This is a genomic window from Myroides phaeus (assembly GCF_900099675.1).
Taxonomy (GTDB): Bacteria; Bacteroidota; Bacteroidia; order Flavobacteriales; family Flavobacteriaceae; genus Flavobacterium; species Flavobacterium phaeum.
Map to the genome: position 1 here is coordinate 26328 of NZ_FNDQ01000015.1, position 16659 is coordinate 42986.

The window sequence follows — 16659 nt, forward strand, 5'->3', positions numbered from 1 at the left end:
TCTATTTTTTATGGTCTCAGATTATTTTACTAATCCCTTTACTTTTGCATCTTTCAACACAGCAGTAATACCTTTTTTATTAATTGTTTTTAATGCAGACGTTGATAATTTCAATGTTACCCATCTGTCTTCTTCAGCAATGTAGAAACGTTTTTTAACTAAGTTTACAGAAAACTTTCTCTTAGTTTTATTCATCGCGTGAGAAACGTTGTTTCCAACCATTGCTCTTTTACCAGTAATTTCACAAACTCTTGACATTATTTCTTATCTTTTATTTCAATATTCAAAATCAGGGTGCAAAGTAACGAAAAAGAAAATTATTTTACAAAAACTTTTTACGTTATTTTTCTAATATTTCATTATATATCAAGTCTAAACCTTTGGAAACGGCACTATTTATGACTTTCTCCCTTGGTTGACCGAACTGATATTTCTTTGCAAAAACTTTTTCAGGTGTTGCTATACCTATATAAACTGTTCCTATTTCCGCAGGAGAGTCTCCTTTTGTTGGTCCAGCATTACCAGTTGTAGCAATCGCATAGTCAGATTTAAATCTTTCTTTTGCTTTCATCGCCATTTCTATAGCTACCTTTTCACTTACTACACTATATTTATCTATTGTCGCTTGGTTTACTCCTAACAAGTCTATCTTACTTTGAGTAGAATAGGTTACTATCCCTCCTTTAAAATAACTTGAAGAACCTGGCTTCTCATTAAACATTGTAGAAAGTTTCCCCCCTGTACAACTTTCTGCAAAGGAAATAGTTTTTTCTCTATTTTCCAATTCTCTGATAACAATTTCTCCTAAACTTAAATCCTCATATGCTCTCACATAGGGAATTACAGTCTGAGGCAACATTTTTAATTGATTATCAACAACTTGCTCCAAAAATTCCTTAGAATCACCTTGAATAGATAAACGCAATCTAACACTTCCTGCACTTGGTAAATAGGCCAACTTAATATTTTGTGGTAAATTATCTTCCCATTCTTCCAATAATTCTGCTAATAAACTTTCTCCTAAACCATACGTAATTATAGTCTTATGAAGATTAAATGACTTTTGAAATGTCTTTTCTATGAAAGGAACAACCTCATCTTTAAAGATTGTTTTCATTTCAAATGGAACACCAGGTAAAGATATAAATGCTGTATTCTCTTTACACATTAACATTCCTGGAGCTGTACCCACTTTATTAAATAGCACGTTAGCTTTCGAAGGAACTAATGCTTGCTGTCTATTTATTGGAGAAAGAGGTCTTTTAAATAAACGTTCCAACATTTCTGAAACGTGATTTAAAACTCTTTCATCCTCAACTAAGGTATCGCCGAAAAAATCACAAAAAACGTTTTTAGTAACATCGTCTTTGGTAGGACCTAAACCTCCTGTGATAATAACTAAATCAACAATACTTAACTGTTTTTGTAAAACTGCTTCTATCGTCTCTCTTTTATCTGAAACTGTAATAATTTCTATAACATCAAAACCGAGCTTGTCTAATTCTTTTGCAAGATAAGCCGAATTTGTATCAACTATTTGACCTATCAGAATTTCATCACCTATTGTTACTATACTCGCTTTCATACTTGTAAATCGAAATCTTTCTTCAACTCTTTTACAGCATTTTTCACGTGTGTTTTAAAAGACTTGAATATCTCTTTAACTTCTTTAGTCTTCCCTTCTTCTTTTGTCCATTTCTCAATTAAAGAAAGTTCTTCTAAAGCTTGATCCATACCTAAAAAATCTAATGAAGGCAATAAAGCTTGTGTATGCTTGTTAACTTTTACATACGCCTTTTCATCTATCCCTGTCTTCATTTTTTTCAAACGACGACGTGAATCCTCTATAAAAGCAACCAATCTCTCTTTGACAAGTTCTTGATCGTCATTATATTTTTTAAACAACGGACCTAAGTCATAATAAAGTGCCATAAAACTATTTTACATTTAAACGGAATATCGGTCTTCCTGCAATTTCACCTTCTAAAACATCGCCTTCATTTACTTTACCTACTCCTGCTGGAGTTCCTGTATAAATTAAATCGCCTGTTTTTAAAGTGAAATATTTTGAAACTTCTGCAATAATCTCATCTATATTCCAAATCATTTGCGCCGTTGAAGCTTTCTGAACTACATTCCCATTTTGTTTCAACAAAAACTCTGTATCAAACAAATTAGGTAATTCATCCTTTGAAAAAAAGGTTCCAACATTTGCCGAACCATCAAAGCCTTTTGCTTTTTCCCAAGGAAGTCCTTTTTCTTTCAATTTGCTTTGAAGATCTCTTGCGGTAAAATCAATTCCTAACGAAATTTGATCATAATACTTATGAGCAAATTTAACATCAATATATTTTCCTACTTTACACACTTTCAACACAAGCTCTACTTCATAATGAATGTCCTCTGAAAACTCAGGAATTACAAAAGGTATTTCTTTTCCCAACAAAGCGGTATCCGGTTTTATAAACAAAACAGGTTCACTTGGTCTTTCATTATTAAGCTCAGCTATATGATCTACATAATTTCTACCAACACAAATAATCTTCATTTTCTTATGTTATTAGATTAAAACTTATTGTTTAATTTTCTCAATTTAATTCCTGTCAACACTTTTTTAGTATATAAAGGAAAATCAGCATTTTGAATCCAACCATAATAACCTGGTTCCTTTTCTAATACCTCAGACACTAATGCTCCTTTATTTTTTCCGAAAGTAAAAATCTCTTCTCCATCTTCATTTAATGCAATAAAGCCTGCAAAATCTACACTTCTCTTTCTGGTTGTGAATTCAGACAATGCTTTCATATCATTCTCCAAATCTTCATAACGATCTAATTGTGCTTTTAAAATTTCATAAGTAGCATTTGTATCTGCTGCTGCTGAATGCGCATTTTCAAGAGTTTCGTTACAATAAAAACGATAAGCTGCACTTAAAGTACGCTCTTCTTTTTTATGAAAAATAGTTTGAACATCAACCGACACTCTATTTCCCATTTCAAAATCAACTCCAGCGCGCAACAATTCTTCTGCTAATAAAGGAATATCAAATCGATCTGAATTAAACCCAGCTAAATCAGCATCTTTAATCATATTGTAGACTTGTGAAGCCAACTCTTTAAACGTTGGTTCATTAGCTACTTTCTCATCTGTAATCCCATGTATCTTTGAAGACTGCTCTGGTATTGGCATTCCTGGATTTACCAACCAAGTTCTACTTTCTTTGTTTCCGTTTGGATATACCTTTAAAATTGCAATTTCTACAATTCTGTCCTTCGCTACATCAATACCTGTTGTTTCTAAATCGAAAAAGCAAATCGGTCTATGTAATTTTAATTCCATTATTCAGATTTTGTTTACTACAAATATATAAAATGTAAAACACTCATTCAGGTTATAACGTCCTAAGTTTAAAAAACAATTAACGTTAAGATTTAAATTCTACTTATTTTTTAAACAAAAGAAGCCACTTGCGAATAAGTGACTTCCTTCTTTAAAAACAATTATAACATTAACATTATCCCTTTTAGAAAGGTGATTTTTTTACACTATCTGGTAAATCAGAAGATAAACTACCTAAGAAAGCAGCAATATCGTCTAATTGTTGTGCATCAAGTGTTATATTATTTTGTACAATACCCATAATTTCAATTGCTTGTTTTAAATCTGATACCGAACCATCGTGAAAATATGGTGCTGTGTTTGTTACGTTTCTTAATCCTGGTACTTTAAACAAATACTTCTGAACTTCCTCTTTTGTTAAATCATACAACCCATTGTCTATTTTTTCAGATTCAGTCAATTCCCAGTAATTTTTGTACACTCCGAATTTCTGGAACATTTGCCCCCCTAATGCTACGCCATTGTGACAAGTAATACACCCTACACTCATAAAAGTTTCTAATCCTTTTTGTTCTTGTGCAGTTAAAGCTTTTTCATCTCCATCCAAAAACTTATCAAATCTACTTTCTGGATTTAATGTTCTCTCAAAAGCACCAATGGCATTGGTAATATTACCAAAACTAATAGGCTGTTTTTCGTCTTTATATACCTGAGCAAATAAATCCTTATATAAATCAATCTTCTGAATTCTCTCTTCTAATTCTTTTTCATTTTTAATATTGTGTTCTACAGGATTCAAAATAGGTCCCCCTGCTTGTTCCTCTACATCTTTTGCACGTCCGTCCCAAAACTGCATACTATGCAATGAAGCGTGTAATACCGTTGGTGAATTTCTTGCTCCTAATGAACCATCGTCTCCAGGAGAAAGCCTTTTGTTATCTACTCCAAACGTATTCAAATCGTGACATGAATTACAACTAATATTCCCTTCCCCTGATAACCTCGTGTCAAAATATAAATACTTCCCTAATTCTACTTTTTTAGGATCCAACTTCTCAAACTCTACAGTTGATAGCGATTTAAAATAAGTACTCGCTTTACTTAATAATTCTGATTTCTCATTTGAATTAACGTCCGTAGTTTTTTCTTTCTCGTTTTTACAAGCTACAAATGACATTAAAACAGCTAATAAAACAACTTTTTTAAACATAGGTTTTTGATATTTATTTGATTCTAAATGTACCTTATCACGCTAACATTACATATGATAAATGTCAGCAGAACAGAAGTATTTCAAATTAAATAATTCTCAAAAACTTCATCTACAAACAATACTTTTAAGCAACAAAAAACACATTAAAAAACACTTACTATAAATTTAATTTTGTTTTATTAATTAATTATTATATTTTGGTGTCAACCAAACAAAAACAATAAGCAATGAAATCTTCTTTTTACTTACTAATGCTAACTTTTTCTGGGTTACTTCTTCAAAGTTGCCAAACAACAGAAACTATTGTTTCGGCTCCTTATAAATTAAACAAATCTGAAACAACTGTATATTCTGCCAAAACATTTATGTTTAAAAATTATTTCTTTACATATAAAGATGGAGAAGCTACACTTGTATATCAACAAGACGATAAGCTAAATAAAAAGTCAGAACCCATTTTCTTGAAACTTCAAGAGAATAACTCTAATGGTAGATACCAAGAGTTTATAGATTCAAGTAAGCAGATAAGTGTAAAGATTATTAATCAATATGAAGTAAGACTACAATTAGATAAAGCAAGATACACGCTGTACACTTCAAATCATTTAAAAGAAGTGAATGCTGACACTGATAAAATATTAGCCGATATGGCTATTTGGAAAAATGTTCGTTTTTAAACAAGAAGAGGTTTCTAATAATAGAAACCTCTTCTTGTTTAATGTTATTGTATTTTTTTTACAAAGCTGGTTCGTATGTAGCAATTTCATTTCTTAACCACTCAGGTATTTCTATTGACCTTTTCTCTTTCATATCAATCATCACTTGGGTACTTGTTCCAATAGCGTGTACTACTACTTCTCTCTCAGCACCATCACTTAAAACTGCATATTCAATTTCAAAACTCTTTCCTCCCATTTTTGAAACCCGAACCCCTACCCGTGGATTTTGTACTGTTAAATTTATTTCTTTTAAATAATTACACGAAATATTTGCAATCACAAACATATCTTTATACCAATCCCACGTCTTACTGGCTTCCTTCATATAATACCCTCTTCCTATTTGAAAATAGTCGATAAACACAACATTATTAACATGTCCTAAAGGGTCTAAATCACTCCATCTAACTTCTAAAGGGTGATAAAATCTAAAATCACTTATATTAAATTCCATTTTTTTCTAATTTATATGTCAATATATAAATTCTAAAAGTGATTTCAATTTTTTTTAACAAATAGTACTTCCTTTTAAAACAATAAAAAAAAGCCTTTAGCAAAATACTAAAGGCTTTTTCAATCTCAGAAAGTATTTACTATATACTAGTAAATATCATAATGCTCTACTTGATGGAAGTCTTCATACGCCACTTCCTCATCGCATTCTAAAGACGGATAATGATTTTCTCCCGCATCAAACAACATAACATTAATACGCTTAAATAATAACTCAAGCATCGTTTTTTGTCCCTCCACATCTAAACTCACATTCATCTTTACAATGTGCTCTTTTAATGGTGAACTTTTTTCATTGTCCACACATATTAAAGTAAGATTAAAGCTTGTAATTCCCGACATAGAAATTCCTACTACTTTAAACCTTTCTTTATCTATACCAAAGTATTCCCCAATACTACTGATATAATTACCTTTGTTTGCAGCGATTCTGTCAGATATATCAGCTGCGATACTTCCTGTGAAGTCATTGTAATGTACTTCTGCTTTCATAAAACAACAAATTTAATTTTCACAGATAAATATACTAATTCATTAATGATCAAAAGAATAAAAAAACATTATTCAGAATTTCTATCCTTAGAAACACTTAACAATAATTAAAAGACAACTTTTTATTAAAAACAAACACATAAATCAATTTTTACAATAAATAATTCTCAATATATGTATTTTTTAACACATGTATTAAAATGTAAATAAGTCAAATGAAAATTATTCAAGGATCAATAAACTTTACGCTTAAAACAAATAAATAATACTAAATTATACTATTTTTAAAATAAAATTATCAAATAATAAAGATTTAAAACATTAATACATATAAAAATAGACTAAATTACTCCCAAATACTGTTATAATACTATTGTAAAAAAGTCAACTTATCACTTTTTGTGATTATTTCCGTTTTATAATTACTCTAAATAACCTTATTTTCACTATTTAAAAACAAAAATCACACATTTCTTGTCCCTTTTTTGACGATGTAAGCTGTTTCTTTACTATCATTTCCCTTCATCCATTCCTTACAAACTTCTTGTACAAAAATAGGATTATCCTTAGCTGCATCATTTAACCAATTTCCCACACTGTCTCTAACGTATTTTGAAGAGTCTGCTTTTAATGCTTCTAATATCGGAAAAGCAAGGCTGGGATTAGCTTTCAACTCTGTAATATGTGTTGCCCATACTCCTCTTGGACGTGTAGCTTCTGATGCAAATCTTCTGATATTCTCATTTTTATCCTTCGTCCATTCTTTTAATAAAATCAAACTTTCTTCTAAATTTTCAATAATATCCTGTCGAACTGCCATCCAAGAAATCTCTCGTACTCCAAAATGTTTATCACCCGCAAAGTCTCTTATAGCACTAATTTTGTCACTTATCGTCATTTCTTGATTGTTTTGTATGAAATATGTAGCCCAACAACGTACAGAATCACTTTTGTGATTTTTTAGTAATCCAAATAACTCCTTATCTCCTTTTTCTTCTGATAATTGATATAATGTGTATCCGACACTTTGATTAATCGTATTTGCTGTAACTTTTTTAAGACCTGCTATTCCATCTAACACAATAGGTATATATGCTGTACGTTTTAAATCTGTCAAAACGTTTTCTACCAATAACAACTTATCAATTGCTAACCATTCTGTAAGATTAGCACTTTCTATTTTTCCTCTATTCAATTGTTTTAAGATAGTAGTCGGTATATCTTTCATTGAACGAGCTCCTTTGCGCTTTTCCATCTCTTAAATATTTATAAGTAGTTCTGTAACCTCTACGCGATTCATATAATCCTTGTCTTCATATTTATAAACTACAATTCCCTTTTCGTTTACAATATAAGTAACTGGAATTGGCAACTTATAAGCCTCATTTCCATTAATCAAAGTTAAATCAATTCCCAATGCTTTATAGTATGGTATTACATTTTCTTGTAGCGCAAAACTTATTCCTAATAAATTACTCAGTGCATTGTCTTTGTCTTGTAGTACGCGGAAAGGAAAACTTGCTTCTGTACTCCACGCTGCATTAAAACTACTTTTTTGGGGAGTAATAACAACTACTTCCCCTCCTTTTTGTTTGATTTCTGCATAATTTTTGGCAAGAAAACTGACCTCAACAGAACAAAAAGGACACCAATTACCTCTTACAAAAGAAACAATCAACTTACTTGAGCCATATAATTCTTTTAAATCAATCCTTTCTCCTTCTACTGTCAACAAACAGGCATCGGGAAATAAATCGCCTACCTCAACAACAGATTTTAACTCATCTTGGCTCTTTAAATCTTCTATTGAATAATTAAATGCTTCTACTACTTCAGCAGGTAATTGCTTTGCCATTACCTGCTTTATTTCTTCTAACGCTTGCTTAACTTCATTCATTATAAAAACCTTATTTTTACAAAGATTATAAAGAGTAGCGGTCTGTACAATACCGCATAAAATTACCTCATAGGGATAAAAAAGTCACTTTTATGAATAGCAAGCAACCAACGATAGAAGAAAAAATATGCCCTCTTGAATTTGCAGTTAATGCAATCAGTGGAAAATGGAAAATTCCTATTGTTTGGCAAATCAATAATGGACATAAGCGCCCAAGTGAAATGCTTAGAGGAATAATGAAAGTTGACCGACGTGTTCTCAACCAACAGCTAAAAGAGTTGGAACAAGATGGCATATTGCTGAAAACAAGTTTTAATGAACTGCCACCACGAGTAGAATATTCATTAACTCCGCTTGGAGAAAAGTTAGTTGCCGTACTTTGGAACCTAAATGCTTGGGGAGAACTATTGCTAAAAGAAAAAACGGAATTATAATTCCTTATAATCCCGTTTTTATTTACTATTAACCATCAAACTCACCACAGTCGTGAATACTAAAAGTTTTCAACTTACTATGTGTAGTGTAAAATGCTCCTATTCTAAAAAATTCTTTGTCTAACGACTGTCCTGTTACCGTAACTTTATAAACCGGCACCTCATCAATTTGTTCGAATATAAACTCATTAACAGGTGTCTTTACAGTAATTGTATTATCCTTCTCTTCAATTCCTGTTACTTTAAACGATATTTGATTTTCTAAATCACACGCATTCATTAAAGTAATCATTTCACCATCTATCAATATGTTAGCAATATCACAAGCATAACAATTACCTGAAAAGTCAAGTCCATATCGCTCTGTAGCAATTGTACTTCCTTCCTCTACTATTTCCAAAGGAACCATTAATTCTGAAGTCAACTTGTGAATAGCTTCACTTTGTGTAGCTGTAACTTCTGATTTTACTTCACTTACTCCTGCTGTTTCTTCGGTTTCACCTTGCTTACAAGCAAACAATGCAAAACAAGCAATTAGTGTTACAACAATTTTTTTCATATTGATGATTTTTGACAAATGTATAGGATAGAATAATTTCTTACAATAGGTTACGAAAGTATTAATATTATTATTTGAATGCTATTCACCTTGTATGTATATTTTTTATATGGTACTTGTAATATGCTTCTATACTTTTACATAGTTTTTATACATTGGGTATACATAGAGTATACATACACTATACAAGCACTCTGAATAAAACTCCTTTAAAAGAGTTGCAAAAACATAGTAAATACAACATACTATTCTTTATTTAGGACTTAATTAATCTCCATACATTCTAACAACAGCCTGACCCCGGACTACATTCGCTCTTATTATCTGCTACTTGTTCTGGTGTTATACCACAAGCATCTTCTGCTAAACAAGCGGTTAATGTATTGATTAACACAAAATGTGTACCGTTAAAATCTAATGTATATTTTCCTATTGTTGCTGCTCCTTGATACTCAACCTCAACTTCTGCATCTTCTATCCCTAATTTATTCTCTGACAAGCGAATTATATTAAGCAACTTTCGAGCTTTTAATCGATGCTCAAAGTCGTTGGCATTCCACAACTGAAAACTAACTTTGATTTCGCGTCGAATTACACCTCCACAATCAATATATTTTTTATCAACTTGTCCCACTTCTGTTACGTGAAAATGTGCTGGAACAAACGAACCATCTTCAAACTGAAAATCTACTTTTTCTAAACTTTCTAATGCAGCTTTAACCTCTGATAATTTCATATTCTTTTATTTATTGTTTTACTTATAATCGTATTATTACGATACGTTTATTTAAAAAAATGCTTTAACAGCATTTATCTACTTTTATATCTTGCGCAAAGAAAAGTCCAAACTCAACAGCAAATTCTTGCCACACTTGTTCGTCAATACAATAGCATACTGATTTCCCTTCAATATTCCCTTTGATAATCCCTGCATTTTTTAATTCTTTCAAGTGCTGAGAAATTGTAGCTTGTGCTAAGCCAAGTTCTTCTACTAAATCATTGCATATACAAGCGTGTTGGTTGATTATATACTGTAAAATCGCTAATCTGGCAGGATGTGCCAACACCTTAAACATTGCTGCTAACTTATTCTTCTTATCGCTAAACAATTCTGACTTTGTAATTCCCATAACTTTTAATGCTTATAATATCATATCGCAATATTACGATATATATACAATGTAAAAAAAGAAGTTTCTGTTAAATAGTAAACAACCTTCCTTTTCAGATTCTCCCAAGTAATAAATCACAGCTTTTGTATTTCACTAAAATTGTAATCAAAAAAAGAGTTACTTCTTTTTACAAAAAGTAACTCTCTTAATTTATAAAACTTTTATCCCCTTTAATCTTCTCTACTTCCATCATCAGCCATACGAACAATTTTAGGAGTAAACTTCGCTAATACATCAACTAACTCTCCTTGTGCTGCCATTACTTCATAAATATCTTTATAAGCCATTGGCGCTTCGTCTTTTCCGGCTCCAATTAACTGTACACCACAATCTGCTAAAACGGCTTTGATATCTTCTGCCTTCAAGTTCTTGATAGCTTGTGTACGACTCATTTGTCGTCCTGCTCCGTGAGATGCTGAATTTAATGCAGTTGCTTCTCCTTTTCCGCGAACTAAAAACCCAGGGGCAGTCATAGATCCTGGAATAATTCCCATAACACCTTCACTCGCTGGTGTTGCCCCTTTTCTGTGTACAATAACTTCTTTTCCTTGATACATCTCTTTCCACGCAAAGTTGTGGTGATTTTCAATCTTTGCTAATACCTCTGCACCTATAGCTTTGGTCAACTTATCGTGAATTACCTCGTGACAAGCAGAGGCGTAATCTCCAGCTAAGTTCATCATCATCCAATATTCTTGTCCTTCTTGTGAATTCAAATCTAAGTAAGCAAGGTTAGCCGCTTCTTGTGGTAACTTACAAACCTCTTTTGCAATTTTAGTGTAATGCCCTGCAATTGTTGCTCCCATTCCACGAGAACCTGAGTGTGTCAATAAGGCTAAGTAAGTTCCTTTATCAATATTCAACACCTCATCGCGGTCTGTAAACTCCATAATCCCCCATTCCACAAAGTGGTTTCCACCTCCTGATGAACCTAACTGTGACCAAGCTTTATCTTGTAAATTCTTGATAAACGGATTTAAGTTAAACTCTCCTCTATCTAATATAGCGTGATTGGCTTTATGTTGTCCTAAAAAACCGTGTCCTGCTCCAAACTTAGTGTGTTTCACTAATTCCTCTTTTAGCAAACCTTCCATTCCATAAAACTCTACTCCTTTAATATCAAAAATAGAAAGGGCCATTCTACACCCAATATCTACTCCTACACCATACGGAATGACCGCATTTTCGGTAGCCAACACGCCTCCAATAGGTAATCCGTATCCTTGGTGAGCATCTGGCATTAACGCCCCAGCTACTGCAACGGGTAATTTCACAGCAGTTTGCATTTGTTTAATTGCTCCTTCTTCAATATAATCTGCTCCGTAAATACTGTAAGCAACTGCTGCTTCTCTTAATGGGATTACTTCTGTTTCCTCTCTTTGTCCTACGCCATCAATTATCGCTTTAGCCAACTTTCCAAATACCTTGTGATTTAGATAATCTTCTGCATTATCTAACACCATTTTATAATGTGCTAACATCTCTGTTTTGGTAAACCCTGTACGCTTCTTATTTGCTTTTAAGGCAACACCCAACAAAGCGTTCTCTGGATAACCTATCGCAATCAAATCATTTCCGTTTATAACTGTATTTTCCTTTTTCATTTTGTATTATCTTTTTTCTCAGAAGAACAATTCTCTTTATTTGTAACTCTGGTGGGATTCGAACCCACATTCCATATTGGCAGTACGGCTGTTAATACGCTTCCCTACTAACTTCGGTGCCTCTGTAAACTCTACCAACTTGTCCGCGCAGGTCAAGCCGGGATATCCGTACACTCTACGTTAGCAAATTTAACCGTAGGCTTTTCCTTTTAAGCTACAGAGTCATTTGACTATTAATTACAAAGAATGTGTTCTTCTAAATTATACAATGCCTTCTTATAAGCAAACTGCTTGGGTTAACGCCATAAAAAAAGGCAATTACGATGTGTAATTGCCTTGATATCTATAGCAGGTAGTGTGTTACTACAGCAAAACGATGCATTATTTTCCAAATACCTCTTTCAACTGTTGTAATACATTACCACCACCAGATAAGCTGATTTCACCAACTTTCTCGGCAATTTTCTCGATGTATTCCATCTCTTTTAACTTCAGCAACATTTCATTCTCTTCCATTAGTTTGGCAGTATTCAACAAACTTCTTGTTGCTGCTGTCTCTTCACGGCGAGTAATCATATTGGCTTGTGCTTTCTTTTCAGCAACTAACACTTGGTTCATAATTTCACGGATTTCTCCTGGCAAGATAATATCTTTGATACCACAAGCTGTTAAATCAATACCTAATGCTGCAATTGAAGCCTTCACTTCTTGCAATAAATCGCCTGATAAGTTCTCTTTATTTTCCATTAATTCGTCAAAAGACATTCTTCCGATTTTCTCTCTCAACATTAATTGGATAATAGTGTACACTTGTCTTTCAACGTCTTTATTATCAACATAAGCTACAAGTAGGTCTTTCACTTGATACGTCAAGCTAAAGTTTACTCTTAATTGCACTTTGTCTTTTGTCAATATCTCTTGCCCATTCATCTCCATATTCTGTTGACGAATATCAATATACTGTGTTTCAATAATAGAATCGTTGTTCCAGAAACGGTATTCACCTGCTTCTAAAATACGTTCAAACTTACCGTTTATTATTAATAACGCTCTCTCATTTGCAGACACAACAACCTTGCGGATGAATTGTCCCATATTACCTTTGTTTGTCAATACACGAGGAATTGTTTCGTCAACCTCTATTGTATCGATATTGTAACGCTCAAAAGTAAACTCAATAGCGTCTTTCCAAAAGATATGTCTTCCCGCCCCAAGAGCAGTCATAAATACCTTGTTCTTGAACACTAAAACAACTTCATTGTCTAATACGTCAATTACATTCAACATCGCTTGTAATGTACTATTTTGCAATAGTGCATCTACGTCTTCGCGAACTGGAAACATATCCGCTTTGTTGAATTGCACAATTTCTTTATTACCCCAAATGATATATTGTCCTGTTTGATATACTTTAGTCAATTCACCTTGGTTAAAAACTAAGGCAACGTGATTTGTTTTTACTTGTAACTTTTTCATTGTACTATTTTTTTAATCTTTTAAATCTTTTGTTGAAAAAGGAGCGATAAATAGGCTTCCCTTTTTTATAAACGGAAAAACGAGTTAAGTATTCGTTAGTATAGCTTGTGTAGTGTCCAAGTTACCTCAGCAAGCAAAGTAAATTCTCACTACATCCCATATACCTCACCAAAACTTATACTTGTTTTTTCAGGTTTAAAAAAAGGTGTTCTTTGTCGAAACAAAAAACAGAAACACTATTTATCAGAACCTTTTATGATGAGAGGTTTTTATAGAAGTCCTCTGCTTCATCCATAAATGCCCGAAGGCTGCGTGAATATTCTGCTTTACCAATTAAGCTATTTTGCCTTTTGACAATAGCAGGATTCGAACCTACATCTTGAATATGGAAACGAGCATTGCCCGTTTGTTCTACGTCCACAAGCAGTATAAGGTAAACTATTGTCCCTCACTTCCGTGCTATTCAGAAACACTTCCAAGGCTTGCGTCTTTCGAACAGTACAAAGATGCGCATTTATATGCGCAATAGACTTGCGCAGATTAAAAAAAGTTCAAAATTATTCACTAACCTTTGTTTTACAACACTTTACAAACAATAACTTTTTAAACAAAAAACAACTGCGCAAATACATTGCGTACATAAGAAGTTTTTGTGTACTTTTATCTCCTATTATTAATCGACAAAAGGAATGGCTACAAATAAATTGGCATTATTACGCTACAAAATCATTGACGAATGCTTACAAAATAGGTTTAGAAAATGGACATTAGATGACTTGATTGAAAAAGTCTCTGATTCGTTGTATGAATTTGAAGGAATTGATAGTGGTGTGAGTAAACGCACTATTCAACTGGATATTCAAACAATGCGCAGTGATAGCTTAGGATATAATGCCCCTATTGTTGTTGTAGACCGAAAGTACTATACTTACGAAGATCCTGATTTTAGCATTAAAAATTCTCCTATTAACGATACTGATATGGAGAAACTAAAAGAGGTAGTCAATATTTTAAAACACCTCAACGGTTTTAGTCAAGTGGATGAGATGAGTGAGATGATTGCTAAACTTGATAATAACTTGCTTAAGCGTAGTTCTAAAGCTCCTGACTATATACAGATGGAAAACAATAATCGCTTGAAGGGAATTCAATTTATCAATCCTTTGTATGAAGCGATAAAAAATAAACAGCCTATTTTGATTGAATACAAATCTTTCAAATCGCAACAGGCAAGTAAAGAAATATACCATCCTTATTTATTGAAAGAATATAGAAATCGTTGGTTCTTGATTACAAGAAATAATAAGTTTCCTCATTTACTCACGCTGGCTTTGGACAGAATTGTAAATATACACACCTTAGCAAACGAACCTTTTAAACAATATGAGGGCATTGATTTCAACCGTTATTTTGAGGATACAATAGGCGTTACTAAAACTGAAAAAGACAGAGCGAAAAAAGTTGTTCTTTGGATTGATGCCAAAAATGCTCCTTATGTAAAGACAAAACCAATTCACCCTTCACAACAGATGATTTCCGAAACGAAAGAAGGAACAACTTTTCGCTTAGACGTGGTTCTAAACTTTGAATTGGAACGTGAAATACTTGGTTTTGGGGAAAATATGATAGTTCTTGAACCAAAAGAATTAAAAAAGAGAATAGGTAAACGCTTAAGTAAAATGATTGAAAATTATAATATTACGCCTAAAAATGATTGATTATCTAAATCATAATATTGTTTTTTAAAACAAAACTGCCTTTAATCATATAATTATTTCTCAAAGCTTGCGTACCTTTGCAGTTATGAAACACTTTATAGTAGTCATAGTAATGTTATTCTTTATGAAGCCAGTATTCCCAATATTGGACTTCGTGGTTAACTATGATGCTATTCAAGAACTGTGTATCAATAAAGATAAGCCTGAATTAGAATGTAATGGTAGCTGTCACTTAAAAAGTGAATTAGCTAAAACAGCTCAGGACGATAATCCTTTCTCAGCTAAGAAGACATTTCAATTGCAATTAGAGGTACTTTTCTTTAATCCCTACGAATGGGATAGTCCTGTAATCCCCACAATTCCCTTTGCTACGAAAGTAACTGATAGTTACCAAATAGCTTATACTTACTTACCTACGTTTGATTTCATCAAACCACCACACGCTTAAATCTTATTTTATTACCGTTTTATATACTGACTTTGTGCTATTTAGCGCATAAGCCACTATGTACCTATAATTATAATTTTAAGATTTAAACAAAATGAAAAAAATACTATACTTCGCTTTTACTGCAATTGCAATCGCTTTTACAACAACTTCTTGTTCTTCTGATGATAATTCAATGTTAAAGGGACCAACTACAAGACCTGTTGAAATCATTACAGACCCCCTAAAAATACAAACAGAAGGTGATTATTCTATTAAAGTATTTACTAATACTAAAGAGTTTTACGCTCCTTCTACAGCTCCAATTATCATAGAAATTACAGATAATAAAGATGAGACTAATAAAGTGTTTACAAACACAAAAATGGCTATCACAATGCATATGACAATGCAAGATGGTCATCAAATGTCTCACTCTGCTCCTATTACACAACTTAGACCTGTAGCTGGAACTACTAATAAGTTTGAAGGGGAAATTATGTTTTCTATGGCAGGAATGGAGTTAGATAAAAACTATTGGACAATTACTGTTGAATCAGAAAACAAAGGAAATAAGATTAAAACAGATATCAATACAACTGTTAGACCAGGCAATTTCTTTGACAGAGAAAATATTATAAATTCTATTGCAAAAGGAGATAACAAAACATTAGAAATGTTCACTTATAATGGTAAAAATCATTTCATCGCTTTTCATCAAATACCAAATCTAAAGGTTGGAAGAAATAAAATGCAGGTATCGGTTTTTAGATCAGAAAAAATGGGAATGGAATTTCCTGTTGTAGAAAACTTATCTATAGAAATTGATCCAAGAATGCCAGATATGGCAAACCATGGTGTTAGTGCAGCTATAAACCCTTTAAAATACAATAGTAATATTGGAATGTATGATGGTACTATTGTATTCAATATGCCTGGATATTGGTATATCAATTTAGTAGTGAAAGACGAAGCTGGGAATATTGTTGCTGGTAAGCCTGTATATACTCCTGTTAGAGTTAATAAAGACACTGATACAACTCCTGTTCTTGGTGACAAATTCCTTGATGTATTCATATAATTTATACTTGCCTAA

At 32.5% G+C, this 16659-nt stretch carries 20 protein-coding genes; 5 read left to right on the plus strand and 15 right to left on the minus strand.

The features are described 5' to 3' along the window. Nucleotides 1-21: 21 nt before the first annotated feature. The 6 genes from rpmB to BLT46_RS08810 all read right to left on the minus strand — a co-directional run bounded on the left by rpmB (nucleotide 22) and on the right by BLT46_RS08810 (nucleotide 4549). A complete protein-coding gene (rpmB, locus tag BLT46_RS08785) occupies nucleotides 22-258 on the minus strand; it encodes a 50S ribosomal protein L28 (RefSeq protein WP_010250743.1) in 237 nt (78 codons plus the stop codon). An 82-nt stretch (nucleotides 259-340) separates the two neighbouring features. After that, nucleotides 341-1585, minus strand: a complete 1245-nt coding sequence (locus tag BLT46_RS08790) for a competence/damage-inducible protein A (RefSeq protein WP_090409330.1) — start codon at nucleotides 1583-1585, stop codon at nucleotides 341-343. Further along, a complete protein-coding gene (locus tag BLT46_RS08795) occupies nucleotides 1582-1932 on the minus strand; it encodes a histidine kinase (protein WP_090409333.1) in 351 nt (116 codons plus the stop codon). Before BLT46_RS08795 ends, BLT46_RS08790 begins: the two co-directional genes overlap by 4 nt. A 4-nt stretch (nucleotides 1933-1936) precedes the next feature. Beyond that, nucleotides 1937-2548, minus strand: a complete 612-nt coding sequence (locus BLT46_RS08800) for a fumarylacetoacetate hydrolase family protein (RefSeq protein ID WP_090409335.1) — start codon at nucleotides 2546-2548, stop codon at nucleotides 1937-1939. A 17-nt stretch (nucleotides 2549-2565) separates the two neighbouring features. Beyond that, nucleotides 2566-3339 (minus strand): 3'-5' exonuclease, encoded by a 774-nt coding sequence (locus tag BLT46_RS08805; protein WP_090409337.1) that lies wholly within the window; start codon nucleotides 3337-3339, stop codon nucleotides 2566-2568. A gap of 184 nt (nucleotides 3340-3523) precedes the next feature. Then, nucleotides 3524-4549: a cytochrome-c peroxidase gene (locus tag BLT46_RS08810; protein ID WP_090409343.1), complete on the minus strand. Its 1026-nt coding sequence runs from the start codon at nucleotides 4547-4549 to the stop codon at nucleotides 3524-3526. Between the two features lie 230 nt (nucleotides 4550-4779). On the opposite strand from BLT46_RS08810, the gene BLT46_RS08815 reads away from it, so the two are divergent. Then, nucleotides 4780-5229 carry a hypothetical protein gene (locus BLT46_RS08815; protein WP_090409346.1) on the plus strand — a complete coding sequence of 150 codons (450 nt, stop codon included), beginning with the start codon at nucleotides 4780-4782 and terminating at the stop codon, nucleotides 5227-5229. 58 nt (nucleotides 5230-5287) lie between these two features. Here the strand turns inward: BLT46_RS08815 and BLT46_RS08820 are convergent, their stop codons facing one another. The 4 genes from BLT46_RS08820 to BLT46_RS08835 form a co-directional block, all read right to left on the minus strand. Continuing rightward, nucleotides 5288-5725: an acyl-CoA thioesterase gene (locus BLT46_RS08820; protein ID WP_090409349.1), complete on the minus strand. Its 438-nt coding sequence runs from the start codon at nucleotides 5723-5725 to the stop codon at nucleotides 5288-5290. 146 nt (nucleotides 5726-5871) lie between these two features. Next, nucleotides 5872-6276, minus strand: coding sequence for a hypothetical protein (locus tag BLT46_RS08825; protein ID WP_090409352.1), 405 nt, complete (start codon nucleotides 6274-6276; stop codon nucleotides 5872-5874). Between the two features lie 463 nt (nucleotides 6277-6739). Beyond that, a complete protein-coding gene (locus BLT46_RS08830; protein ID WP_090409355.1) occupies nucleotides 6740-7531 on the minus strand; it encodes a DNA alkylation repair protein in 792 nt (263 codons plus the stop codon). A 3-nt stretch (nucleotides 7532-7534) separates the two neighbouring features. Beyond that, entirely contained in the window at nucleotides 7535-8173 is a 639-nt protein-coding gene (locus tag BLT46_RS08835; protein ID WP_090409358.1) for a peroxiredoxin-like family protein, read from the minus strand. 92 nt (nucleotides 8174-8265) lie between these two features. Between BLT46_RS08835 and BLT46_RS08840 the strand changes: the two genes are divergently transcribed. After that, nucleotides 8266-8607, plus strand: a complete 342-nt coding sequence (locus BLT46_RS08840) for a winged helix-turn-helix transcriptional regulator (RefSeq protein WP_090409361.1) — start codon at nucleotides 8266-8268, stop codon at nucleotides 8605-8607. A 28-nt stretch (nucleotides 8608-8635) separates the two neighbouring features. On the opposite strand, the gene BLT46_RS08845 is transcribed toward BLT46_RS08840, so the two are convergent. From BLT46_RS08845 to BLT46_RS08865, 5 genes are all read right to left on the minus strand, one after another. Further along, a complete protein-coding gene (locus tag BLT46_RS08845; RefSeq protein WP_245722968.1) occupies nucleotides 8636-9166 on the minus strand; it encodes a hypothetical protein in 531 nt (176 codons plus the stop codon). 283 nt (nucleotides 9167-9449) lie between these two features. Continuing rightward, the gene (locus tag BLT46_RS08850; RefSeq protein WP_090409364.1) at nucleotides 9450-9902 is read right to left on the minus strand and encodes a DUF6428 family protein; all 453 of its coding nucleotides are present in this window, start codon (nucleotides 9900-9902) and stop codon (nucleotides 9450-9452) included. Between the two features lie 64 nt (nucleotides 9903-9966). Continuing rightward, nucleotides 9967-10296, minus strand: a complete 330-nt coding sequence (locus BLT46_RS08855) for an ArsR/SmtB family transcription factor (protein ID WP_090409367.1) — start codon at nucleotides 10294-10296, stop codon at nucleotides 9967-9969. Between the two features lie 212 nt (nucleotides 10297-10508). Next, the gene (locus tag BLT46_RS08860; RefSeq protein WP_090409370.1) at nucleotides 10509-11942 is read right to left on the minus strand and encodes an RtcB family protein; all 1434 of its coding nucleotides are present in this window, start codon (nucleotides 11940-11942) and stop codon (nucleotides 10509-10511) included. Between the two features lie 381 nt (nucleotides 11943-12323). Next, on the minus strand, nucleotides 12324-13418 hold the full coding sequence (locus tag BLT46_RS08865; protein ID WP_090409372.1) for a slipin family protein: 1095 nt from the start codon (nucleotides 13416-13418) through the stop codon (nucleotides 12324-12326). A gap of 689 nt (nucleotides 13419-14107) precedes the next feature. Here BLT46_RS08865 and BLT46_RS08870 point away from each other — a divergent pair. From BLT46_RS08870 to BLT46_RS08880, 3 genes are all read left to right on the plus strand, one after another. Continuing rightward, nucleotides 14108-15136, plus strand: coding sequence for a helix-turn-helix transcriptional regulator (locus BLT46_RS08870; protein WP_090409375.1), 1029 nt, complete (start codon nucleotides 14108-14110; stop codon nucleotides 15134-15136). A gap of 124 nt (nucleotides 15137-15260) precedes the next feature. Then, nucleotides 15261-15584, plus strand: coding sequence for a hypothetical protein (locus BLT46_RS08875; protein ID WP_143021884.1), 324 nt, complete (start codon nucleotides 15261-15263; stop codon nucleotides 15582-15584). Between the two features lie 94 nt (nucleotides 15585-15678). Continuing rightward, complete coding sequence (locus BLT46_RS08880; protein ID WP_090409380.1) at nucleotides 15679-16644, plus strand: hypothetical protein; 966 nt, start codon at nucleotides 15679-15681, stop codon at nucleotides 16642-16644. The last annotated feature ends 15 nt before the right edge of the window (nucleotides 16645-16659 follow it).

Coding starts and splice junctions, on each gene's coding strand:
- BLT46_RS08845 (WP_245722968.1), bottom strand. CDS start 9,166: ATGAAAAAAATTGTTGTAACACTAATTGCTTGTTTTGCATTGTTTGCT.
- rpmB (WP_010250743.1), bottom strand. CDS start 258: ATGTCAAGAGTTTGTGAAATTACTGGTAAAAGAGCAATGGTTGGAAAC.
- BLT46_RS08880 (WP_090409380.1), top strand. CDS start 15,679: ATGAAAAAAATACTATACTTCGCTTTTACTGCAATTGCAATCGCTTTT.
- BLT46_RS08840 (WP_090409361.1), top strand. CDS start 8,266: ATGAATAGCAAGCAACCAACGATAGAAGAAAAAATATGCCCTCTTGAA.
- BLT46_RS08855 (WP_090409367.1), bottom strand. CDS start 10,296: ATGGGAATTACAAAGTCAGAATTGTTTAGCGATAAGAAGAATAAGTTA.
- BLT46_RS08820 (WP_090409349.1), bottom strand. CDS start 5,725: ATGGAATTTAATATAAGTGATTTTAGATTTTATCACCCTTTAGAAGTT.
- BLT46_RS08810 (WP_090409343.1), bottom strand. CDS start 4,549: ATGTTTAAAAAAGTTGTTTTATTAGCTGTTTTAATGTCATTTGTAGCT.
- BLT46_RS08800 (WP_090409335.1), bottom strand. CDS start 2,548: ATGAAGATTATTTGTGTTGGTAGAAATTATGTAGATCATATAGCTGAG.
- BLT46_RS08865 (WP_090409372.1), bottom strand. CDS start 13,418: ATGAAAAAGTTACAAGTAAAAACAAATCACGTTGCCTTAGTTTTTAAC.
- BLT46_RS08875 (WP_143021884.1), top strand. CDS start 15,261: ATGAAGCCAGTATTCCCAATATTGGACTTCGTGGTTAACTATGATGCT.
- BLT46_RS08790 (WP_090409330.1), bottom strand. CDS start 1,585: ATGAAAGCGAGTATAGTAACAATAGGTGATGAAATTCTGATAGGTCAA.
- BLT46_RS08860 (WP_090409370.1), bottom strand. CDS start 11,942: ATGAAAAAGGAAAATACAGTTATAAACGGAAATGATTTGATTGCGATA.
- BLT46_RS08850 (WP_090409364.1), bottom strand. CDS start 9,902: ATGAAATTATCAGAGGTTAAAGCTGCATTAGAAAGTTTAGAAAAAGTA.
- BLT46_RS08815 (WP_090409346.1), top strand. CDS start 4,780: ATGAAATCTTCTTTTTACTTACTAATGCTAACTTTTTCTGGGTTACTT.
- BLT46_RS08825 (WP_090409352.1), bottom strand. CDS start 6,276: ATGAAAGCAGAAGTACATTACAATGACTTCACAGGAAGTATCGCAGCT.
- BLT46_RS08830 (WP_090409355.1), bottom strand. CDS start 7,531: ATGGAAAAGCGCAAAGGAGCTCGTTCAATGAAAGATATACCGACTACT.
- BLT46_RS08795 (WP_090409333.1), bottom strand. CDS start 1,932: ATGGCACTTTATTATGACTTAGGTCCGTTGTTTAAAAAATATAATGAC.
- BLT46_RS08870 (WP_090409375.1), top strand. CDS start 14,108: ATGGCTACAAATAAATTGGCATTATTACGCTACAAAATCATTGACGAA.
- BLT46_RS08805 (WP_090409337.1), bottom strand. CDS start 3,339: ATGGAATTAAAATTACATAGACCGATTTGCTTTTTCGATTTAGAAACA.
- BLT46_RS08835 (WP_090409358.1), bottom strand. CDS start 8,173: ATGAATGAAGTTAAGCAAGCGTTAGAAGAAATAAAGCAGGTAATGGCA.